Raw genomic sequence first — 20,120 nt, forward strand, 5'->3', positions numbered from 1 at the left:
TCTCGATGAATTTCAAGCCAGCTTCCCTTCGAGCCGTTCTGCCACTCTCACACCGACACGTGCGGTGCGGATGGTGACGATCGCGACGCCCAGCATCGCGACGCCGCCGCCTGCCAGCATCAATAGCGTCAACGGGTTGCCGAAGTAATAGGCTGCGGCAAAGACCGAGATGATCGGTGCGGCGAGCGTCATCGGCGTGACGACGCTGACCGAATGACGCTGGAGCAGCCACGACATCGAGCCTTGGCCGATCACGGTCGAGCCGATCGCCGAGAACGCGACCCAGCCGATCGTCCTGAGCGGCAGGTCCGGGATGCCACGCATCGCCGCGGGCTCGGCAATCCCGGCGACCACAGCCATGACGATGCTGCCCATCAGCCCGACCCACGCGTAGATCGTCAGCACCGGCACGCCGACCAGCCGACGCTGGATCAGCGACGTGATCGCCCAGATGAAGCTGGCCAGCGCGGTCAGCGACAGCCCGACGCCTTCGCGCGCGGCGGCGGGATCGAAGACGAGCAACACCACGCCGAGGATCGACAGGCCGATCCCGAGCATCCGCGGCCAGTGGATCTTCTCGCGGAATACCAGGATCGCAAGCAGCAGCGAGAACGGCACGCCGAGCTGTCCCGCGATCGCCAGCGCGCCGATGTTGCTCGACACCGCCAGCGACAGGTTGATGATTAGATAGAACACCCCGCCCGACAGAGTCCCAAGCAGCGCCAGCGTGCCGGTCCGCCCCGGCACCAGCCGCAACCAGCTTGCGCAGACCAGGAACACGATGGCCTGGCGCAGGAAGCCCGCGGTCATCGGCGCGATCTGCGTCACTGCCATCTTCACCGCGATGATGTTGAGGCCCCAGAGGACGTTCATGACGATCACGACCGCGAAATCGCGCAGGCCGAAGCGATGAACGTCGCCGGTGGTGGGGATGGTCGGCACCGACGTCGCTTGCCGTCACGCGCCGCGGAAGTAAACCGCGCTCAGGCCGCGGTCTTGCTCCGCCCCGGTTCGCCCGGCGTTTCGTAGCAGCCGCGGAAGCGCTTGCTCGGCTCGAACAATCGGGTCTGGCCGATCACCGTCTCGCCCGCGCCCATCACCAACACCCCGCCCGGCCGCATCGCCGACGCGATATTGGGGAATACGAGGCTCTTGGTCTCGGTCGACAGGTATAGCAGGACGTTGCGGCATAGGACGATGTCGAATTGCCCCGGCGGTGGCTGGTCGGATACCAGGTTCATCCGCCGGAACGCGACCATCTTGACCAGTTCGGGCTTGGCCACCCAGTCGCTGCCGGTCGTGTCGAACCAGCGGATCATCCGCCGGACGGGCAACCCGCGCTGGATCTCGAACTGCGAGAACCGCCCGGCGCGCGCGCGCGTGACCGCGGCATCGGAAACGTCGGAGGCGACGATCTCGGGCATCGCCGCGCCGGTCGCCTCGTGCCGCTCGGCGAACAGCATCGCCAGCGACAGCGGCTCCTGGCCGGTCGAGCATCCGGCACACCAGATCCGCACCCGGCGACGCTCCGATCCTGCGGCGGCAACCGCGTCGGCGATCATCTCGAACACCTGCGCGTCGCGAAAGAACGAGGTCTCCTGGTTGACCAGCGCGTCGACGATCCGGTCCCCGATCAGCCGGTCGCTGCCTTCGAGCAACTGCGTCACGAGCTGGTCGAGCGTGTCGAGCTTCCGATCGCGCAGCAGCGGTTTCAGCGCGGTATCGAGCCGCCAGGACCGGTAGGCGGCGATCTGCTGCCCGGTGCGTGCCTCGAGCAGCGCGGTGAGTACGTTGATCGCGGTCTGCGACGCGATCGTCGACGCGGCGGGCAACGGGGCCGAGCCCGTCATGGTCGGCGCCGCGCGGCGACGAAGCGACCGATCGCGTCGGGCGGCAACACCGCATCCGCAACGCCCGACGACACGACCGCTCCCGGCATACCCCACACCACCGACGATTCCTGATCCTGCGCAACGACGATGCCGCCCGCCTCGTGAACGCGCCGCGCCCCCTCCGCGCCGTCACGTCCCATGCCGCTGAGCACGATCGCGAGCATCCGCGCGCCGTAGACGCTCGCCAGCGACGCGAGCATCGGATCGACCGACGGCATGCAGCCGCTGCCGACGGCTTCGTGCGTCAGCCGGAACGCTGCCTCGCCATCGCCCAGCGCAACGCATTTCAGATGCGCATCGCCCGGCGCGACGACGATCCGGCCGGGACGGATCCGCAGGCGATCGACCGCAACCTCGCACGGCCGCCCCGCCAGCAGGGCGATCTGCGCCGCGAAATAGGGCATGAACGACGCCGGCAGATGCTGGGTGATGACGATCGGCAGGCGAAAGCCGGGCGGCAGTTCACGAAACATCTGGCTGAGCGCGTGGATGCCGCCGGTCGACGCCCCGATCGCGACGATGTCATAGTCGTCGCTGGTCGATCGACGCCCGGCCGGTACGATCGCCGACACCGGAATCGGCGACAGCGGCACAGACGATGGCATCGTCAGGCTCGTCGAGGAACCTGCGCGGACCATCGTCACCGGAGGCAGCCGCCGCGAATTATCGCATAGCCGTTCGAGCTTGGCGACCAAGGCCGCGCCGAACCGCCCCGACAGGGCACTCGCCGAGGGCTTGACCAGGGTTTCGACCGCACCGAGCGCAAGCGCCTGGATGGTCGCCGCGCCGCCGTCGTCCGCGCTGGACGACACGATCAGCACCTTCGCCCCCTGCCCCGCCGCGATCAGTCCTGGCAGCGCGGTCAGCCCGTCGACGCCGGGCATCTGGATGTCGAGCAGGATGAAATCGACCGAGGCGCGGCCGAGGAATTCCAGCGCCGCCGCCGCCGTGCCGACCGCACCGACCACCGAGAACCGGTCGCTCGCATCGATCATCCGCGCGATCACCGCCCGGGCGACCACCGAATCGTCGACGATCAGGACCCGCGCGGTGTCGATCGCATCGCGGTCCGCATGCCGCGCAGAAGGGAGAGGGCCCGCCGTCACGATGCCGCCCGGATCAGGCCATGCCGACGATCTGGAGCTTCGATTCGAGCGTGTCGCGGTCGAACGGCTTCATGACGTATTCGTCGGCCCCCGCCTCGATCGCCGCGCGGATATAGGCCATGCCGTTCTCGGTCGTGCAGAACACGACCTTGGGCCGGCGCGGCACGTCGGCCTCGCGCAGCGCACGCAGGAAATCCATCCCGCTCATCACCGGCATATTCCAGTCGAGCAGGATCACGTCGGGGATCGACGCCATGCACGCGGCCAGCGCCTCGCGACCGTCGCAGGCCTCGGTGACGGTAAAGTCCAGCGTCTCCAGGATGTGACGCGCGACCTTGCGGATCACCTTCGAATCGTCGACGACAAGACAGGTCTTCATGGAAAGCCTTCCGGGGGTAAATCGTGGGTCCGGTCTACGCAGGAAAGCGTAAGCACCGGGTTAAGCGACGGAAATATCAGGCAGCGAGGGCGCTCGCGGGGATCACGGCGGCGAGATCGAGGACCAGCAACGGCTCGCCATCACGTTCGACGATGCCGGTTCCCGCCGCCGCCCAGCCGCCCTGCAGGGCAAGCCCCGACGACAGCGGCAGGCGCGCGAACGGCGCGACGTCCTCGACCGAATCGACCAGGATCGCATAATGATGCCCCTCGACGACGGTGATCACCGCACGCCGGACGGTGTCCGGGGTCGGCGCCAGGCCGAGCGCGGTGCCGGTGTCGATCACCGTCACCACGCGGCTGCGCAGTGCGGCGAGCCCGCGAACGAACGCATCGGCACGCGGCACCGCGACGATGTCGCCGATATCGACCACCGAATCGACCTGCGCGGCAGCGATCGCCACGCCGCGCCCCGCGATGTGCGCGACCAGGAACAAGTCGGTCATACCGCCCTCCGTGCCGCGATCGCGGCGATCAGCGCGGGCCGATCGTACCGATAGATGCTGCCGTCATCGTCGCCGTCCTTCGCGCGGAACCGGCGCAGCGTCACCACGGGCGCGAGCGTCTCGCGGAGCGGCGCATCCTCCATCGCCAGCGCGATCGCCGCGGTCTCGCCGTCCGCCAGCGCGGTCACGCAGCGATAGCCGGATGCCTCCAGCGCCGGCTTCAGGAACGTTTCCATCCAGCCCGATCCGTCGACCTGCAACAGGCAGACCGGCGGCGAGGCGATCGTCACCGGCTCGCCCGCGAACAGCGCATGCGGATCGACCAGTTCGATCTGCTCGCCCGCGATCAGTACGACGCCGGCAATCGGGCCGTTGCCGCGCGCGGGGGCGATCTCCGCCGGCAACGTGACGATCTCGATCGCGTCGGCGATCGCATAGGCCATCTCGCTGTCGCCATCGGTCAGCCGCAACACCGCGACCTCGCTCCGGTCGCCGAGATCGCCGACCGCGTACAGCGGAATGATCGCGTCGCCGATCGACAGCCGCATCGCGCCCGCGGTCCAGCGGATCGCGTGCGTCGGCACCGGCTCGACCCGGTCGATCACCGCGAGCGCGATCGCGCGGCGCTGGCCATCCAGGTCGTCGAACAGGAGCGCGGGCACGCCCGGCACGACCGCCTCCTCGGCGGCGGTATCGGCGGCGACGACCGGGGTAAACCGCAGTCCAGCCACCGCGGCGATCCCCGACGCGTCGAGCAACAGCATCGGCAGGCCGTTGTCGGGCAAGGTCTTGCCCGCATAGACGCCGGTCGCCATCACCGCGGGCGATGCGGGTTTCACCACCAGCTCCTCGGTATCGAGCACGGTATCGACGCCGAGCGCGTAATCGCCCTCGCGCGTCGACACGATCACCAGCGTCGGCGGCGCGTCGTCGTTCAGCGCGAACAATTTGCCGAGCGATACCAGCGGCATCCGCCGTCCGCGCACCGTGACGGCGGCCGCGTCGCCGATCGTGTCGATCCGCACGGCATCGCCGCGCACCATCACGATCTCCTCGATCGCCTGGCGCGGCAACGCAAACCGCTGCGTGCCGACGCCGACGATGATCGTCGACAGGATCGACAGCGTCAGCGGCACGTGGATGACGATCCGCAGGCCCCGACCCGGCTCGTTGGTCAGCACGACGCGCCCGCCGATCTGCTCGATATTGGCGCGCACCACGTCCATGCCGACGCCGCGCCCGGAAATCGCGGTCACCGCATCGCGGCTCGACAGCCCGGCGGCAAAGATCAGGTCGAGCTTGGCCGCCTCGCTCATCGCCGCGAGCTCGGTGATGCTATGGAGCCCCTTTTCCGCCGCCTTGACGACGATCCGCGCGACGTCGATGCCCTTGCCGTCGTCGGCGACCTCGATCAGGATCTGGTTGCCCGACTGGCGCGCGGACACGACCAGTCGTCCGCTCACCGGCTTGCCGAGCGCGCGGCGCTCTGCCGGCCCCTCGATGCCGTGATCGATCGAATTGCGGATGATATGGACCAGCGGATCGCGCATCAGCTCGATCATCTCGCGGTCCAGCTCGACATCGGCACCCTCGATCACAAGATCGACGCTCTTGCCGAGTTCGGCACTGGTATCGCGCACCATCCGCGGCAGCGCCGAGAACAGCGCGTCGACCTTCTGCATGCGCGTCCGCGTGACGGTATCGCGCATGTCGGCGACGGTCAGCGACAGGCGTTCGAGCGCCGCCTCGACCTTCGGATCGACGTCGCAGTCGCGCAACCGCCGGGCCAGTTCGTTGCGCGCGAGCACCATCTCGGACATGCCGCTCATCATGTGATCGAGCAGGTCGACGTTCAGGCGTACGCTGCGGCTGGCGGCGCGACCGTGCGGAGTGGCCGGCGCCTGTGCGCGAGGCTGCGCGTCGGGCGCGAGCGCGGCGATCAGCAGGTCCTCGCCCGAATCGTCGAGCGGCGAGCCGCTGTCGATCGCCTCGACGATCTCGCCGATCCGGTCGACGATGCCGAGAACCGCGTTGACGAGCGCGGTATCGGGGGTGCGCTTGCCGTCGCGGACCGCGGCGAGCACGTCCTCCGCCGCATGGCTCAGCCGGGCAAGCCGCGGCAGGTCGAGGAAGCCGCAGCTGCCCTTGACGGTATGGACGAAGCGAAAGATCGCATCGAGGCGCCCGCTATCTGCCGGTGCAGCTTCCCACGCGACGATCTCGCCGGAGATCGCCTCCAGCGTTTCGCGCGTCTCGGCAATGAATTCCTGTAACAGATCGTCCATGCGAGCCCCGCGTTCGAGCCCTGTCATGCATGGTGGAGGTTAAGGGGGCGTTAGCTCGTCTTCTCAATCCTCCCCCGCCAGGGGAAGATGGAACTTTCGCCCTACCGCGCGTTGAACACCGCACCGAAGATCATGATCCCCTCGGCCGGTTCGGACACGATCACCGTGCCGCCGGCCTCCGCCACGACGGTGTTGATCAGGTACGCGGCGGCGGCGCGCGGCGTGACGGTATGCGCGCCCTCGCCTTCGACCAGCGTGCGGCGGATCTCGGGGTCGAGCACGATCCGCGCGCCCTCGATCTTCACGACGATCTCGAGCTGCCCGTCATTCTCCTCGCCGCCGACCTCCATCGTCCCGCCGCGCACCAGCGATTCGGTCGCGACCAGCACGAGGTTGAGCAGCACCTTGACCGCCGACTTGGGCATCGCCGACGCCTCGACCGCCCAGACGAAATTGATCCGCTTGTTCTCCGCGACCAGCCCCTCGATCGCGCCTCGCGCCTCGTGCGTATCGACCAGCTCGCCAAAGCCACCCGCCGCCCCGAACGCGAGCCGGAAGAATTTCAACTTGCTGGCAGACGCCCGCGCACTGTCGGCGAGCAACTGCATCACCCGCTCGCGCATCGCCGGATCGGTCTCGTCGGCGAGCAGCTCCAGCCCGTTGTTAAGCGCCCCCACCGGCGACAGCAGGTCGTGACACAGGCGCGAACACAGCAGGCTCGCGAAATCGACCGGGCTGACCGTCATGAAAATCCCCTAATTCTGGAAGGTCTTGTGGCGGTGGTGCGGCGGCGGCGCAAGGGTGGTTGGGATCGACATTGGGAGCGGGATACAGACCACTACGACAGACTCCACCCCGGCATGCTCCACCCCGGCGAAGGCCGGGGCCCAATCGGGGGACATCGCCAACTAAACGCTGCGCTCCGTTACTCAGACCTTCCCAATTGGGCCCCGGCCTTCGCCGGGGTGGAGGTTTCTGCGATACGCTCGATTACCTCTTCGACGAAGGCCCCCACTACCACCGATCGCCAAGCCCGCGCCACGCCGCCACCGAGGATCACCCACACGGCCCCATCCCCCATAGCCTGCGCCGCATCTCTAGCAGACGGAACCGGCAAGCCCGATGGATGCGAATGATAATGCCCGACCACCGCCAGCCCCCCCGCCCGAGCCCGCCGATGCGCCGCAAACAACGCCGTCGGATCGATCTCGAACGTCCGCGCCGGGTTCGCCGCAACGTTCACGCATACCTCCGCCGCCGCGATCCGCCCCGCAGCACCAAACAACAGCCCACAAATCTCCGCATCCGGCGAAGCATCCGCCGCCGCCAATAATTGCTCCAGCACTTCGCTTGAAATCATCACGCTCATCGCCACATCGCTACGACATGGACCGGGGGGTTTCCATCGTCGAAGCATCGATCACGCCGGCCACGGATGGCTGGAGGCTCGACCGTGCGCTCGCCGAAGTGCTGCCGGACATGTCGCGCGAACGGCTCAAGGGGCTGATCGCCGCGGGCCAGGTGACGCTCAACGGCCGCGAATGGCGCGATTCCGCGAAGAAGGCCGCCGCGGGCCAAGTGTTCGCGGTCGCGATCCCGCCGCCGACGCCGCTGCACAACGAAGCGCAGGATATCCCGCTCGTCGTCGCCTACGAAGACGACGACCTGATCGTGATCGACAAGCCCGCCGGCCTAGTCGTCCACCCCGCCGCGGGCAATTTCGACGGGACATTGGTCAACGCGCTGCTCCACCACTGCGCCGGCAATCTGTCCGGGATCGGCGGCGTCGCGCGGCCGGGGATCGTCCACCGCATCGACAAGGACACGTCGGGCCTGATGATCGCCGCCAAGACCGACCGCGCGCACGAAGGCCTAGCGAAGCAGTTCCACGACCACAGCATCGACCGCCGCTACAAGGCGATCGTCGGTGGTATCCCGCGCCCGCCAAGCGGCACCGTCAACGCGCCGCTCGCGCGAAGTCCGCAGAACCGCAAGAAGATCGCGATCGTCGAAGGCGGCAAGCGCGCGGTGACCCATTTCTCGACCATAACAACACTGCGCGATGCAGCCCTGATCGAGTGCCGGCTCGAGACCGGCCGCACGCATCAGGTGCGCGTGCACATGGCGTCGATCGGTCACGCCTTGTTGGGCGACCCGGTCTATGGTAGAACAAAGCAAGCTCAAAAGTCGCTGCTCGAAACGCTCGGTTTCCGCCGGCAGGCCTTGCACGCGGCGCATCTGGGGTTCATCCATCCGGTGAAAAGCATCGCTTTGGCGTTCGAAAGCGAAATGCCCGCAGACATGCAGGAACTGTTCACCCAGCTTCACGTATAGATAATCGAGCCCATGCCGCAGTGCGGCACCGAGGCTCAGCAGAAAGGGATTACGACAATGGCAGCCCGCTCCAACGTTCCAGCGACGATTCCTGCGCTCGGCAGCGAGGCGGGTCTCAATCGCTATCTCGCCGAGATCAAGAAATTCCCGCTGCTCAAACCCGAGCAGGAATACATGCTTGCCAAGCGCTTCCAGGAGCATGGCGACACCGAGGCGGCTGCGCAGCTGGTAACCTCGCATCTCCGCCTCGTGGCGAAGATCGCGATGGGCTATCGCGGCTATGGCCTGCCGACGTCTGAGCTGATCTCCGAGGGCAACATCGGCCTCATGCAGGGCGTGAAGAAGTTCGAGCCCGAGCGTGGCTTCCGTCTCGCGACCTATGCGATGTGGTGGATCCGCGCGTCGATCCAGGAATATATCCTGCGCTCGTGGAGCCTCGTGAAGATGGGCACCACCGCCGCGCAGAAGAAGCTGTTCTTCAATCTGCGACGCATGAAGAGCCGTCTCGATGCGTTCGAGGACGGCGATCTGCGCCCCGAACACGTTACCAAAATTGCGACAGATCTCGGTGTGGCCGAAACCGACGTCGTCAGCATGAACCGTCGCATGGCGATGGGCGGCGATACGTCGCTCAACGTGCCGATGCGCGAGGATGGCGAAGGTCAGTGGCAGGATTGGCTGCAGGACGACGCGCCGTTGCAGGACAAGATCGTCGCCGATGCGCAGGAGGCGGACGTTCGCCATTCGATGCTGGTTTCGGCGATGGACGACCTCAACGAGCGTGAGCAGCATATCCTGACGGAGCGTCGCCTGACGGACGATCCTAAGACGCTTGAGGAATTGTCGCAGGTCTACGGCGTATCGCGCGAGCGCGTGCGGCAGATCGAGGTGCGCGCGTTCGAGAAGCTGCAAAAGGCGATGATGCGGATCGCCGGCGAGAAGCGCCTGCTGGCGGCATAACGTGGCGCGCACCGTCGTCATCGGCGGCGGTGCGGCCGGTATTGCAGCGGCTAGGACGCTGCATGACGCGGGGCATGACGTGTTGCTCGTCGAGGCGAGCGACCGGTTGGGCGGAAGAGCCAAGAGCCTTCCGCTAGCCTCCATGTTCCCCCGCGAAGGCGGGGGCCCAGACTGGACCCCCGCCTTCGCGGGGGAACACGTAGACGCCGGTTGCGGCTGGCTGCACTCCGCCCAGCGCAATCCTTGGACGTCGATAGCAGAGGCTAGCGGCTTCACCGTCGACCGCTCCGACGCAAACTGGCGCACTCAGTGGCGCGACCTCGGCTTCTCGCCTGAAGACCAAGAGTCCTCCGCCACCGCCTACCAAGCCTGGAACGCGCGCGCGCTCGCCGCACTGGACGGCTCCGACCGCCCGCTCTCCGACTTCATCGAGCCGCATGACAAATGGCGCCCGAAGATCGACGCGATCTCCGGCTACGCAAATGGTGCGAACCTCAGCGAGGTCTCGCTCCACGACTGGGCAGCGTATGAGGAAGCCTCGACCGACGATAATTGGACGGTGAAGGAAGGCTACGGCACGCTAGTCGCGAGCCACGCCGCCGGCCTGAACATCCGCCTTTCGACCCCGGTGACGCGCATCGACCACAGCGGCCATCGCATCAAACTAGACACCTCAACCGGCACGATCGAGGCAGCCCACGTCATCGTCTGCGTCCCCACCACCGTCCTCGCCAAGTCGCAGATCGTCTTCGACCCTCCGCTTCCCGACAAGCACGCCGCCTCCGCCGACCTCCCGCTCGGGCTCGCAGACAAGGTATTCCTCCACGTCGACCGGCCCGAATGGCCGACCAACGCGCACCTGATCGGCAACCCCTACAGCGCCTGTACCGCGAGCCACCGCCTGTCGCCGTTCGGCTGGCCGATCGTCGAAAGCTTTTTCGGCGGCGACTGCGCGGAAATGCTGGAGGACCGCGACGCCTCGCAGTTCGCGATCGACGAACTTGTCAGCCTGCTCGGCAGCGATTGGCGCAAGCGCTTCACCCCACTCGCTGCAACCCGCTGGCGGCACGAACCCTATATCGGCGGCAGCTACAGTCACGCGCGGATTGGCAGGGCCGGACAGCGTGCCGTCCTCGCCGCCTCCGTCGACGGCCGGATCCACTTCGCCGGCGAGGCGTGCCACCCGTTCGACTTCTCCACCGCACACGGGGCGTATGAGACCGGCGTTGCGGCCGCGCGCGCGGTGATTGGCGAGCCTGCTACGATCGCATAAGGAGCGCCGATGGGCTTCTTCCGCATTTTCGCCAAGATCATCTTTGGGTTCGTCCTGATCACCGTCGCCTGGGTCGGCATATACCGCTTCGTGCCGGTGCCGTTCACCTGGACGATGATGGGCGACGTCATTGCCGGCCACGGCGTGACCAAGGACTGGATGCCGCTATCCGAGATGGACCCGGACATGGCGCGCGCCGCGATCGCCGGCGAGGATTCGCGGTTCTGTTCGCACCACGGCTTCGATTTCAAGGCGATGGCGGGGGCGGCGGCGCGCAATGCGCAGGGCGGGCGGATCCGCGGCGGCTCGACAATCAGCCAGCAGACCGCGAAGAACGCGTTCCTGTTCCAGGGCGGCGGTTATGTGCGGAAAGCGTTCGAGGCGTATTTTACCGTGCTGATCGAGGCGATGTGGCCGAAGCGCCGGATCATGGATGTCTATCTCAACATCGCCGAGACCGGGATCGGGACGTACGGCGCGAACGCCGGGGCGATCCGGTATTTCAACCACGACGCGTCGCGGCTGTCGCCGACCGAGGCGGGGCGGATCGCGGCGGTGCTGCCGTTGCCGAAGAAGCGCGCGGCAATCGATCCGCACGGGTTCGTGCGGCGCCACGGGAATACGCTGTCGCGGCGGGTTTCGACCGTGCGGAACGATGGGTTGGATGGGTGTTTGCGATCCTGACCCGCTCCATCACCTTGGACCAATTCCGGGGTGACGGAGTGAGAGGCAGCTGAACTCACCACGAGCTTCCGTTCTGCTCACGAACCCACCCAGACACCGTCACCCCAGCGAAAGCTGGGGTATCCCCGTGGCGAAGGGTGCGCGTCGTCGAGGAAGATCCCAGCTTTCGCTGGGATGACGGTTGGGTCGCTCGCGTGACGTGCAAGGAAAGTCGAGCGGCTACCGACCACCAGCGCCGCGGGCAAAGCCCGCGTCGGTCATGGCGGGCCATGCCGGCCGGGCTTGCGCGTCTCGCCGTCTTGCGACGGCGTGCGCGCTTCGCCTCAGAACGGCAGCTTGAAGCCCGGGGGCAACTGCAACCCGCTGGTCATCTTCGACATTTCGCTGCCCGAGACCGCATCGGCCTTCGCCCGCGCGTCGTTGAACGCCGCCGTCAGCAGGTCCTCGAGCATCTGCTTCTCGCTCACCTGCATCAGCGAATCGTCGATCGCGATGTTGATGATGCGGCCCTTCGCAGAGGCCTTCACCTTGACTAGGCCGCCACCGGACGCACCCTCGACCTCAATCGTGTCGAGATTGGCCTGCGCCTTTTCCATCTCGTTCTGGACGTTCTGCGCCATGGCGAGGATTTCATCGATATTCTTCATGCGTTGCTCCTTTGACCCGGCCACGATTCTAGCTGGGCGTCCGGAAACGCTGCCACCGCGGCCTTCATGATGGGGGATTCGAGAATAGCCTGACGCACCGCAGCGTCGGCGGCGTCCTGCGCCTCGCGCAGCGTCGGCGCGCCGGGCGCGTCGACGATCGACACTTTCCACGCAGTCCGCGTCACCGTCTTCAACAGCGTGTTGAGTTCTGCGAGCGTGTCGGCGGAGACCGGGCGACTGCCGCTGAGCGCGAATTCGGGCGGCGCGTAGCTGACGACGCGGGCGCCGTGACGAAGGCGCGCAGCGATCGCGAGGCCGCCCGATTCGTCGAGCAGATCGACCAGCGCCTCGAACGTCGGCGGCAGGATCGGACCGGTCGCCACGGGTTCGGGCGCCTTCGCAGCGGATCCCGCGTTCCAGGGCGGCGCTTCGCCAGACGGGCGCGCAGGTGGCGGCGGCGGTGAGGTCGGTGCCGCCGCGGGCGCCGCGCCGCTGGCAATCTGACGCGCCAACTCGCCGGGATCGGGCAGCGTCGAGGCGTAGATCGCGCGCAACAGCGCCATCTCTGCCGCCTCGATCGGCAACGCCGCCTTGGCGACCTCGTCATGGCCCTTGAGGAACAGCTGCCACAGACGGTGCAGCGCGGGATAGCCGAGCGATGCCGCCCATTCCTCTCGCGCCGCGCGTTCCTCCATCGGCTGTGCGGCATCCGGAGGCGTGCCGACCTTCGTCAGCGTGATGCCGTGGACGGTTTCGAGCAGCGAGCGCAGCACCGACAGCGGGTCGACGCCGTAATCATATTGGCGGCGCATCGAGGCGAGCGCCCCTGCCCCGTCGCCAGCGAGGATCAGCGTTAACAGGTCGCGCACCGCACCGCGGTCGGACAGGCCAAGCATCTGGCGCACCGCGTCCGCGGTCACGCCGCCGCCTTCGAGCCCGGCATGCGCGATCGCCTGGTCGAGGATCGACAGGCCGTCTCGCGCGGAACCTTCCGCCGCGCGCGCGATCAGCATCAGCGCCTCGAGATCGGCGCCCACGCCCTCTTGCTCCGACACCCAGGCGAAATGCTTGGCAAGCTGTTCGGCGGAGATGCGGCGCAGGTCGAAGCGTTGGCAACGCGAGAGGACCGTCACCGGGACCTTGTTCACCTCCGTCGTCGCGAACAGGAATTTCACATGGGGAGGCGGCTCCTCCAGCGTCTTCAGCAGCGCGTTAAACGCGTTCTTCGACAGCATGTGGACTTCGTCGATGATGTAGATCTTGAAGCGCGCGGTGACCGCCGAATAGCGCGACGCGTCGATGATCTCGCGGACGTCGTCGACGCCGGTGTGGCTGGCAGCGTCCATCTCGATCACGTCGATATGGCGGCCCTCGGCGATCGCGCGGCAGGGTTCGCAGACGCCGCAGGGGTCGATCGTCGGGCCGCCGTCACCGTCAGGACCGATGCAGTTGAGAGCCTTGGCGATAAGGCGTGCGGTCGAGGTTTTTCCCACGCCGCGGACGCCGGTCATCAGGAACGCGTGCGCGAGCCGATCGCGCTTGATCGCGTTGCCAAGCGTCTGAACCATCGCATCCTGCCCGATCAGCTCGGAGAAGGTCTGCGGACGGTATTTCCGTGCGAGCACGCGGTAGGCGACGTCCGCCGCTTTGGCCGGCTGCGGGGGTTCGCCCAGGTCGAATGAATCTGACATTGCGGTCGATATAGGCGGTTTGGGGGGCGGTGTCGAAGGGCTAGCGAACCCTTTCTGTTCCCTCGCCGACGCGGGGGTCCGGGGTTCGGGGTAATATCTGCTTTTTAGTTGGAAAGTGCGCTGCGGCTAAGCCGCATCGTCAGACGGTGCTTTGCACCGCTGGCCGCGCTCACGTTTGCTTGCAAACATTCGCGGTGGGAGCCGGGACGACCCGTGGCTTAGTCGTTGTGGCTGCTTCCTTCCGGATCTGACCAAGTTGGCGACGACCACGTCCGCCCGACTCCCGCGACGCATATGGCGGGGTCGGGCGGGATGATCAAGCCGCTTTAGACGCGGGCTCGGACTTAGCGCCCGGACTTAGCGCCCGGGCTTAGCGGTTGACGCGGACCGTGCGGCAGACGCGCTGGCGGTGATGGTTGCGATAGACGTTGCGGCAGACCTGGCGCGTACGCACGGCGTGACGACGGTAACCCGGACGGTTGTCGTTGTGACGCACGACGGTGCGCTCATGGACGACGGTGCGCTGTGCGGAGGCTTCTGCGGCAATGCCGACAGGCGCGAGGCCGGTGAGCGCGACGAGACCGGCAGCGGCGAGGGTGAACAACTTCATGGGACTTCTCCTGCTGGGTGCGGGCCCTGCTGGACCCTGCAACCTATGTTACCTAACTAAAGGCGGTCGTTACGGTTCCGTATCAGCGGCGGAAACAGCGACGAACCGGGCCATAATAGCCGCGCTCGATCCGGCACACGACGCGCGACCGGCCATAGCCGCGCGGGCCACGATAGCCGTAGCCGCCGCCGCGATAGCCACCGCGATACCCACGGTAACCGCGGTCTCCGCGATAGCCATGGCGCGGGCCGTTCCAGCCACGATTGCCGTGCCAGCCGCCATTGCCGCGATGGCCATCCCAACCATGGCGCTGGGCATCGGCCGGCACCGCGGCAAACAGCGTTCCCGCGGCCAGGGCACCAGCGGCGAACATTGCGACGATCTTCATGTTCGGTACTCCTCTCAAGACCCCGTACATTGGGGCGATGAGGGGATAATCCGCTTCGAGCGGTGGACGTTCCCTGAACCGGCCGTTGTCTTCCTGTAAGCTTTGCTGACGTTTAATTCGGGATGCGGACGGTCAGTCCGTCGAGAGCCTCGGTAAGGCGTATTTGACAGGCAAGACGACTGGTGCGCGTCGCATTGTGTGCAAGGTCGAGCATGTCCTCCTCGTCCTCGGCCGCCGGCAGCAGGCGGGCGAAGTCGGCGGGATCGACGATGACGTGGCAGGTCGCACAGGAGAGCTGGCCTTCGCAGGTGCCTTCGAGCGGTTGGTCATGCGCCTGCGCTGCGTCGAGCAGGCGGTCGCCGGGCGTCGCGGCGGCCAGCGTGGCGGTGCCGTCGCGGGCGATGAAGCGGACGATCATGGCCATTGTGCCTCGGCTGCGGCGACGATCGTATCGATGGCGTCGGCGAGTTCGGTTTCGGTGGTGTAGCGGCCGAAGCCGAGGCGGATGCTGGCGCGTGCCTGCGCTTCGGTGAAGCCGATCGAGCGGAGGACGTGACTGGAGCGACCGGAGCCGCTCGCGCAGGCCGAGCCGGCGGAGAACGCGATGTCGCGCAGGTCGGACAGCAGCCGGTTAACGTCGAGACCGTCGCGGCGGATGTTGAGGTTGCCGTGATAACGCTGTTCGGTCGAACCATTGATCGTCCAGCCGGGGCCGAGGCGATCGAGCGCCAGCGACCATAGGCGATCGATATGCGCGGCGTCCCGATCCTTGCGATCGGCCATGAGTTGCGCGGCGACGCCGAAGCCTGCGCAGAGGGCGGGCGATAGCGTGCCGGAGCGGCCGGGGGCTTCCTGGCCGCCGCCGTGCATCAGCGGCGCAAGGTCGACGCCGTCGCGGATCCAGAGTGCGCCAATGCCTTTGGGTCCGTGGATCTTGTGCGCGGAGATCGCGACGAGATCGACGGTGTCAGGGATTGGCACCCGGCCATAGCCTTGCACCATATCGCAGAGGATCAGCGCGCCGGCTTCGTGCGCGATCTCAGTAAGGGCGGCGATCGGCTGGATGACACCGATCTCGTTGTTCACGAGCATCGCCGCGACGAGCCCGGTGCCGGGGCGGATCGCAGCGCGGGCTGCGTCGAGGTCGACCAGACCGTCGGGGCCGACCGGGAGGATCGATACTTGGCGCCCCCCTGCCGCTTCTGCAGCTACCGTATCGAGGACGGCGGCGTGTTCGGTGGCGAGCGTGACGATCGGACCGCTCGTGCCCTTGATTGCCCAGTTGAGCGCCTCGGTCGCGCCGCTGGTGAAGGCGACCCGGCCGCCGGGGGGAAGCAAAGCGGCGACCTGGTCGCGCGCGACTTCGACGGCGGCCTTGGCACGGCGGCCTTCGCGGTGCGAGGAATGCGGATTGGCGTGCTGCGATTCGAGCCAGGGGAGCATCGCGGCGAGCGCTTCGGGCGCGAGCGGGGTGGTCGCCTGATAATCTAAGTACGTCATGCCGCTCGCCTTATGTCGGTGGCAATGCGCGTCCAGGCTTCCGCGAACTTCGCGACGTCTTCGGCCGTCGTGGTCCAGCCGAAGCTAACGCGGACGACTTCGGCAGCGACTTCGGGGGAAAAGCCCATTGCCGCAAGGACGTGGCTAGGCCGCATGCTGCCCGACGAACACGCGCTGCCCGCCGAGACTGCAAACCCGGCCATGTCGAGGCGGATCAACTGGGCCGCGGAACTGACGCCCGGCATGCGGTAGGAAGCGATCGTCGGGATGCGCGGAGAATGGTGCCCAACGATCTCGCCACCGGCCGCGAGTATTGCTTCGTCGAGTTTGGCACGATGATCGGCCATATCCGCGAACCAATCGTTGGGAGCCTCCAGCGCCGCGGCGAACCCGAGCGCGCCGGGGAGGTTCTCGGTACCGCCGCGATAGCCGCGCTCCTGCCCACCGGTCGGGTCGAGCAGGCCGAGATCGCGGACTAGGAGCGCGCCAATACCGGGAGGGCCGCCGAGCTTGTGCGCGGAAACGATGATCAGGTCCGCATCGGGGAGCGGAAGCTTGCCGGCGGTCTGCGAGCAGTCGGCGATCCAAAGACCGGTGGGGCGATCCTGGAGTACGCCGGTTTCGCTGTTCGCGGACTGCAGCGCGATCGTCTGAGAGCCCTCCCCGTTCGCTACGATACCCCGTCCGTCGACCTCCAGCATTACCGGCTGTTTCGCCGCTCTGAGAACCGCATCGTGTTCGATCGCTGCCACGCCGATACCTAGCCTACCGCGCAACGCCAGCGCTGCGGACTCGCTCGCGCCGCTCGTCAGGATTACGTGATGCGGCCAGTCCAGCGCCTTGGCGATCCGCTTCCGCGCATCCTCCAGCGCCGCCCGCGCCGCTCGTCCCTCAGCATGCGGCGAGGACGGGTTTGCCCAGCGCGCCATGCCCTCGATCACCGCCGCGGTTGCCTCGGGGCGCATCGGCGTGGTGGCGGCGTGATCGAGGTAGATGCGGGGTCCGTGAGCAGGCAGGGTCGGTTCCAATTGCGGAAAGGGGCGTTCAGCCTATATAATGCAGATCACCCCGCACTCCACCCGAGTGCGTATCCCAGCTCGCGAGTGCCTATGCCAGAAGTCATTTTCCCCGGTCCCGAAGGCCGTCTCGAAGGTCGTTTTGCGCCGGGCCCGCGTCCGCGCGCACCCGTCGCGATGATCCTGCACCCGCATCCGTCGGCCGGCGGCACGATGAACAATGCGATCGTGCAGCAGCTCTACAAGACCTTCCAGCGGCGTGGCTTTGCGACGTTGCGGTTCAACTTCCGCGGCGTCGGCAAGAGCCAGGGCGTGTTCGACAACGGCGTCGGCGAGCTGTCGGATGCGGCGAGCGCGCTCGACTGGGTGCAGAGCTTCCACCCCGAGGCGCAGACCACCTGGATCGCCGGCGTCAGCTTCGGCGCGTGGATCGGCATGCAGTTGCTGATGCGCCGGCCGGAGATCCGCGGGTTCATCTCGGTGGCGCCGCCGGCCAATCTGTACGACTTCACGTTCCTCGCGCCGTGCCCGTCGAGCGGGATCATCATCCAGGGCGAGGGCGACGAGGTCGCGACGCCGGGGGCGACGCAGAAGCTGGTGGATAAGCTGCGCACGCAGAAGCACATCACGATCCATCACGACACGATCCCGAAGGCGAACCACTTCTTCGAGCACGAGATGCCAGAGTTGATGGGGTCGGTGGACAAGTATCTCGACATGCGGTTGGACCCGAACTCGCCGATTAGGTGAGGAACCTCCCTTTTCCCCTCGGGGAGAAGGTGGCGCGCCAGCGTCGGATGAGGGGGAGTTGGGAGGGGCTAGCGCGCCCCAACGCCCCTCTCCCTTCCCACCGCAAGTGCGGCGGGCCCCTTCCCTCTCCCCGCAGGGGCGAGGGAGTTTACAGCGTCCAGATCGCTACGTTGGCCAACAGGACTGCGGCCATGACCAGCATCAGCACGCCCTTCTTCGTGTCGCGTTTCTTCGCGATCAGCACGACCCCACCGATCAGGCAGGCGAACATGCCGAGCATGGCGATGGCGGGGGCTGCGGCGGCGATGCTGGTGAGGGCGGCGTTCATGCTGCTCGATACGCCAGCACGGCCCCGGATTGAAGCGCGTTGACTTCGCGCCACTCGCGGCAATAGCTTACCCACCTCGATCGAATATTCGGAGGTTTGATGCTGGCCTTTCTCGCGCTGATCGCCGCGCAGTCACCTCCCCCATCCGATTGCCGATACGACAAGCCCGCGATGATGGCGCTCGACGAACGTGCGTTCGACCAGACCATGACGGGCGGTTGGCGCACGCTCGCCAATGCCGGCTGCGATGCGCAGGCCGCCGACCTGATCGCCGAATGGCGCGCGGGTCATCCCGCCAACCCACGCACCGCTGGGCTGTTGCAGTGGCACGAAGGCCAGTTGCGCGCGAACGCCGGCCAGACGGCACGCGCGGTCGCGCTGTTCGAGGCAGCCCGGAAGCCGGCCGAGGAGGATACCGGGTTCGGCTGGAATCTCTATGTCGACGGCAGCATCGCGTTTCTACGTCGCGATCTCGCCGGACTGGACACCGCCCGCGCCAAGCTCGCCGCGCTGCCCCGCCCGGCCGGCTATGCCCCGATCGGCGCCGACGGCAAGCCGCGCGCCTATGCCTGGCCGATGAACCTCAACATCCTCGACGGCTTCGTCGCCTGCTGGAACCAGAGCTACAAGCAGGCCTATGCCTGCGCGAAACCAGCAGTGAAGACCCTGCCGCCCGCCTAGTCAGCCGGCAATCGCCTTCGCATAAGCGGCCAGGTCGACATTGCCGCCGGACAGGATGACGAGCAGTCCGGATTCGAGCTTTACCTTGCCAGCCAGCACCGCCGCCAACCCGACCGCGCCGCCCGGCTCGATCACGAGCCGCAACTTCTCCGCTGCCCACCGCTGCGCCGCAGCGATCTGCGCTTCGCTAACCGCTACGCCCGTAGCGTCGCGGCGAGATAAAACATCGAAGGTCAGCGCCGACACGCGCAAGGTCTGGAGCGAGTCGCACGCGGTCTGTGGAGGGTTGGGGCCGACCGATTCAATCCACGACGCCTCCAGCGAGCGCCGCATATCGTCCCAGCCCTCGGGCTCGACGACGGTGATCGCGCTGTCCTTCAACGCCAGCGCGATGCCAGCAGACAATCCACCACCGCCGCACGGGATCACGACCCGACTCGGCACGCCCATGCCGAGCGCCGCCATCTGCGCCGCCGCCTCGATCCCCGCACTCCCCTGCCCCTCGATGATCCACGGATCGTCGAAGCTCGGCACCAGCGTCGCGCCCCGTGCCTCCGCCAGTTGCGCGGCGATCGCCTCGCGGCTTTCGGTCGCGCGGTCGTAGGTCACCACCTCCGCGCCCAACGCCAAGGTCGATTCGCGCTTCAGCCGCGGCGCGTCGGACGGCATCACGATCGTCGCCGCGATCCCGAGCCGCTTCGCCGCCCAGGCCACCCCCTGCGCGTGATTGCCCGACGAGAACGCGACGACGCCCTTTTTCCGCGCGGCTTCGTCCAATGCGGTGAGCCGATGCCACGCACCGCGAATCTTGAACGCGCCGATTGGCTGCAACGATTCGGCCTTGAACGCGACCGGTACACCCTTGATTTCACTGATAAACAGCGGCGTCGACGGCAAGATCCGCGCGATCTTTTCCGCGGCATCCCGCACCCCCGCCCGCGTCGGCTGTCGCAAAATCGTCACACACTGGCTCCTATGCGGCCAACCCTATTTACATGGGGGGCAAGCGACCGTAGATCGCCCTTCCGCTGCCCCATGGGACTTCCAACCGCAAGGCAGTGTTTTCGTAATTTGTCTCAGGACATTGGAGG

At 67.0% G+C, this 20,120-nt stretch carries 23 protein-coding genes and 1 other RNA gene; 6 read left to right on the plus strand and 18 right to left on the minus strand.

Features of this window, described 5'->3' with window-relative positions; all coding sequences use genetic code 11:
- Positions 1-12: 12 nt before the first annotated feature.
- The 8 genes from VH567_RS01830 to VH567_RS01865 all read right to left on the minus strand — a co-directional run bounded on the left by VH567_RS01830 (position 13) and on the right by VH567_RS01865 (position 7,536).
- A complete protein-coding gene (locus tag VH567_RS01830) occupies positions 13-942 on the minus strand; it encodes a DMT family transporter (protein ID WP_423322666.1) in 930 nt (309 codons plus the stop codon).
- A gap of 41 nt (positions 943-983) precedes the next feature.
- Complete coding sequence (locus VH567_RS01835; RefSeq protein WP_423322668.1) at positions 984-1,850, minus strand: CheR family methyltransferase; 867 nt, start codon at positions 1,848-1,850, stop codon at positions 984-986.
- Positions 1,847-2,950 (minus strand): chemotaxis-specific protein-glutamate methyltransferase CheB, encoded by a 1,104-nt coding sequence (gene cheB, locus VH567_RS01840; RefSeq protein WP_423323678.1) that lies wholly within the window; start codon positions 2,948-2,950, stop codon positions 1,847-1,849. The genes VH567_RS01835 and cheB overlap by 4 nt, the downstream gene beginning before the upstream one ends.
- A gap of 61 nt (positions 2,951-3,011) precedes the next feature.
- Positions 3,012-3,377 (minus strand): response regulator, encoded by a 366-nt coding sequence (locus tag VH567_RS01845; RefSeq protein ID WP_423322670.1) that lies wholly within the window; start codon positions 3,375-3,377, stop codon positions 3,012-3,014.
- Positions 3,378-3,453: 76 nt separating this feature from the next.
- Positions 3,454-3,882, minus strand: a complete 429-nt coding sequence (locus VH567_RS01850) for a chemotaxis protein CheW (protein ID WP_423322672.1) — start codon at positions 3,880-3,882, stop codon at positions 3,454-3,456.
- Positions 3,879-6,167: a chemotaxis protein CheA gene (locus VH567_RS01855; protein ID WP_423322674.1), complete on the minus strand. Its 2,289-nt coding sequence runs from the start codon at positions 6,165-6,167 to the stop codon at positions 3,879-3,881. The genes VH567_RS01850 and VH567_RS01855 overlap by 4 nt, the downstream gene beginning before the upstream one ends.
- A 101-nt stretch (positions 6,168-6,268) precedes the next feature.
- Positions 6,269-6,913 carry a histidine phosphotransferase family protein gene (locus VH567_RS01860; protein ID WP_423322676.1) on the minus strand — a complete coding sequence of 215 codons (645 nt, stop codon included), beginning with the start codon at positions 6,911-6,913 and terminating at the stop codon, positions 6,269-6,271.
- A gap of 179 nt (positions 6,914-7,092) precedes the next feature.
- Positions 7,093-7,536, minus strand: coding sequence for a M67 family metallopeptidase (locus VH567_RS01865; protein ID WP_423322678.1), 444 nt, complete (start codon positions 7,534-7,536; stop codon positions 7,093-7,095).
- A gap of 17 nt (positions 7,537-7,553) precedes the next feature.
- Here VH567_RS01865 and VH567_RS01870 point away from each other — a divergent pair, with 17 nt between their 5' ends.
- The 4 genes from VH567_RS01870 to mtgA are packed head-to-tail and all read left to right on the plus strand — an operon-like array spanning position 7,554 to position 11,418.
- Positions 7,554-8,501 carry an RluA family pseudouridine synthase gene (locus VH567_RS01870; protein WP_423322680.1) on the plus strand — a complete coding sequence of 316 codons (948 nt, stop codon included), beginning with the start codon at positions 7,554-7,556 and terminating at the stop codon, positions 8,499-8,501.
- 57 nt (positions 8,502-8,558) lie between these two features.
- Positions 8,559-9,461, plus strand: a complete 903-nt coding sequence (gene rpoH / locus VH567_RS01875) for an RNA polymerase sigma factor RpoH (protein ID WP_056048373.1) — start codon at positions 8,559-8,561, stop codon at positions 9,459-9,461.
- 1 nt (position 9,462) lies between these two features.
- Positions 9,463-10,734 carry a flavin monoamine oxidase family protein gene (locus tag VH567_RS01880; protein ID WP_423322682.1) on the plus strand — a complete coding sequence of 424 codons (1,272 nt, stop codon included), beginning with the start codon at positions 9,463-9,465 and terminating at the stop codon, positions 10,732-10,734.
- Positions 10,735-10,743: 9 nt separating this feature from the next.
- On the plus strand, positions 10,744-11,418 hold the full coding sequence (gene mtgA / locus VH567_RS01885; protein WP_423322684.1) for a monofunctional biosynthetic peptidoglycan transglycosylase: 675 nt from the start codon (positions 10,744-10,746) through the stop codon (positions 11,416-11,418).
- 323 nt (positions 11,419-11,741) lie between these two features.
- On the opposite strand, the gene VH567_RS01890 is transcribed toward mtgA, so the two are convergent.
- From VH567_RS01890 to VH567_RS01925, 8 genes are all read right to left on the minus strand, one after another.
- Positions 11,742-12,065 (minus strand): YbaB/EbfC family nucleoid-associated protein, encoded by a 324-nt coding sequence (locus tag VH567_RS01890; protein ID WP_093399186.1) that lies wholly within the window; start codon positions 12,063-12,065, stop codon positions 11,742-11,744.
- Positions 12,062-13,756, minus strand: a complete 1,695-nt coding sequence (locus VH567_RS01895) for a DNA polymerase III subunit gamma/tau (protein ID WP_423322686.1) — start codon at positions 13,754-13,756, stop codon at positions 12,062-12,064. The genes VH567_RS01890 and VH567_RS01895 overlap by 4 nt, the downstream gene beginning before the upstream one ends.
- A gap of 191 nt (positions 13,757-13,947) precedes the next feature.
- Positions 13,948-14,043, minus strand: an RNA gene (ffs, locus tag VH567_RS01900) — signal recognition particle sRNA small type.
- 83 nt (positions 14,044-14,126) lie between these two features.
- Positions 14,127-14,366 (minus strand): hypothetical protein, encoded by a 240-nt coding sequence (locus tag VH567_RS01905; RefSeq protein ID WP_423322688.1) that lies wholly within the window; start codon positions 14,364-14,366, stop codon positions 14,127-14,129.
- An 82-nt stretch (positions 14,367-14,448) separates the two neighbouring features.
- Positions 14,449-14,754, minus strand: coding sequence for a hypothetical protein (locus VH567_RS01910; RefSeq protein WP_423322690.1), 306 nt, complete (start codon positions 14,752-14,754; stop codon positions 14,449-14,451).
- Between the two features lie 112 nt (positions 14,755-14,866).
- Entirely contained in the window at positions 14,867-15,172 is a 306-nt protein-coding gene (locus VH567_RS01915) for a 2Fe-2S iron-sulfur cluster-binding protein (RefSeq protein ID WP_423322692.1), read from the minus strand.
- Positions 15,169-16,254: a cysteine desulfurase family protein gene (locus tag VH567_RS01920; protein ID WP_423322694.1), complete on the minus strand. Its 1,086-nt coding sequence runs from the start codon at positions 16,252-16,254 to the stop codon at positions 15,169-15,171. Before VH567_RS01920 ends, VH567_RS01915 begins: the two co-directional genes overlap by 4 nt.
- Positions 16,251-17,282, minus strand: coding sequence for a cysteine desulfurase family protein (locus VH567_RS01925; protein ID WP_423322696.1), 1,032 nt, complete (start codon positions 17,280-17,282; stop codon positions 16,251-16,253). Before VH567_RS01925 ends, VH567_RS01920 begins: the two co-directional genes overlap by 4 nt.
- An 81-nt stretch (positions 17,283-17,363) precedes the next feature.
- Between VH567_RS01925 and VH567_RS01930 the strand changes: the two genes are divergently transcribed.
- Complete coding sequence (locus tag VH567_RS01930) at positions 17,364-18,020, plus strand: alpha/beta hydrolase (RefSeq protein WP_128453102.1); 657 nt, start codon at positions 17,364-17,366, stop codon at positions 18,018-18,020.
- 148 nt (positions 18,021-18,168) lie between these two features.
- Here VH567_RS01930 and VH567_RS01935 read toward each other — a convergent pair whose 3' ends face one another.
- On the minus strand, positions 18,169-18,348 hold the full coding sequence (locus VH567_RS01935; protein WP_423322698.1) for a hypothetical protein: 180 nt from the start codon (positions 18,346-18,348) through the stop codon (positions 18,169-18,171).
- 99 nt (positions 18,349-18,447) lie between these two features.
- On the opposite strand from VH567_RS01935, the gene VH567_RS01940 reads away from it, so the two are divergent.
- Positions 18,448-19,029, plus strand: a complete 582-nt coding sequence (locus VH567_RS01940) for a hypothetical protein (protein ID WP_423322700.1) — start codon at positions 18,448-18,450, stop codon at positions 19,027-19,029.
- On the opposite strand, the gene VH567_RS01945 is transcribed toward VH567_RS01940, so the two are convergent.
- Entirely contained in the window at positions 19,030-19,992 is a 963-nt protein-coding gene (locus VH567_RS01945; RefSeq protein WP_423322702.1) for a threonine ammonia-lyase, read from the minus strand.
- Between the last annotated feature and the right edge of the window lie 128 nt (positions 19,993-20,120).

Origin of the sequence: Sphingomonas sp. 4RDLI-65 (genome assembly GCF_049472435.1) — a bacterium.
In the GTDB taxonomy this organism is placed as follows: domain Bacteria; phylum Pseudomonadota; class Alphaproteobacteria; order Sphingomonadales; family Sphingomonadaceae; genus Sphingomonas.

What these genes read in the sequence shown, in the direction of transcription:
- VH567_RS01835 (WP_423322668.1), bottom strand. Translation starts at nt 1,850, where the DNA reads ATGACGGGCTCGGCCCCGTTGCCCGCCGCGTCGACGATCGCGTCGCAG.
- VH567_RS01845 (WP_423322670.1), bottom strand. Translation starts at nt 3,377, where the DNA reads ATGAAGACCTGTCTTGTCGTCGACGATTCGAAGGTGATCCGCAAGGTC.
- VH567_RS01850 (WP_423322672.1), bottom strand. Translation starts at nt 3,882, where the DNA reads ATGACCGACTTGTTCCTGGTCGCGCACATCGCGGGGCGCGGCGTGGCG.
- VH567_RS01855 (WP_423322674.1), bottom strand. Translation starts at nt 6,167, where the DNA reads ATGGACGATCTGTTACAGGAATTCATTGCCGAGACGCGCGAAACGCTG.
- VH567_RS01860 (WP_423322676.1), bottom strand. Translation starts at nt 6,913, where the DNA reads ATGACGGTCAGCCCGGTCGATTTCGCGAGCCTGCTGTGTTCGCGCCTG.
- VH567_RS01865 (WP_423322678.1), bottom strand. Translation starts at nt 7,536, where the DNA reads ATGAGCGTGATGATTTCAAGCGAAGTGCTGGAGCAATTATTGGCGGCG.
- VH567_RS01870 (WP_423322680.1), top strand. Translation starts at nt 7,554, where the DNA reads ATGGACCGGGGGGTTTCCATCGTCGAAGCATCGATCACGCCGGCCACG.
- rpoH (WP_056048373.1), top strand. Translation starts at nt 8,559, where the DNA reads ATGGCAGCCCGCTCCAACGTTCCAGCGACGATTCCTGCGCTCGGCAGC.
- mtgA (WP_423322684.1), top strand. Translation starts at nt 10,744, where the DNA reads ATGGGCTTCTTCCGCATTTTCGCCAAGATCATCTTTGGGTTCGTCCTG.
- VH567_RS01890 (WP_093399186.1), bottom strand. Translation starts at nt 12,065, where the DNA reads ATGAAGAATATCGATGAAATCCTCGCCATGGCGCAGAACGTCCAGAAC.
- VH567_RS01895 (WP_423322686.1), bottom strand. Translation starts at nt 13,756, where the DNA reads ATGTCAGATTCATTCGACCTGGGCGAACCCCCGCAGCCGGCCAAAGCG.
- VH567_RS01905 (WP_423322688.1), bottom strand. Translation starts at nt 14,366, where the DNA reads ATGAAGTTGTTCACCCTCGCCGCTGCCGGTCTCGTCGCGCTCACCGGC.
- VH567_RS01910 (WP_423322690.1), bottom strand. Translation starts at nt 14,754, where the DNA reads ATGAAGATCGTCGCAATGTTCGCCGCTGGTGCCCTGGCCGCGGGAACG.
- VH567_RS01915 (WP_423322692.1), bottom strand. Translation starts at nt 15,172, where the DNA reads ATGATCGTCCGCTTCATCGCCCGCGACGGCACCGCCACGCTGGCCGCC.
- VH567_RS01920 (WP_423322694.1), bottom strand. Translation starts at nt 16,254, where the DNA reads ATGACGTACTTAGATTATCAGGCGACCACCCCGCTCGCGCCCGAAGCG.
- VH567_RS01930 (WP_128453102.1), top strand. Translation starts at nt 17,364, where the DNA reads ATGCCAGAAGTCATTTTCCCCGGTCCCGAAGGCCGTCTCGAAGGTCGT.
- VH567_RS01935 (WP_423322698.1), bottom strand. Translation starts at nt 18,348, where the DNA reads ATGAACGCCGCCCTCACCAGCATCGCCGCCGCAGCCCCCGCCATCGCC.
- VH567_RS01940 (WP_423322700.1), top strand. Translation starts at nt 18,448, where the DNA reads ATGCTGGCCTTTCTCGCGCTGATCGCCGCGCAGTCACCTCCCCCATCC.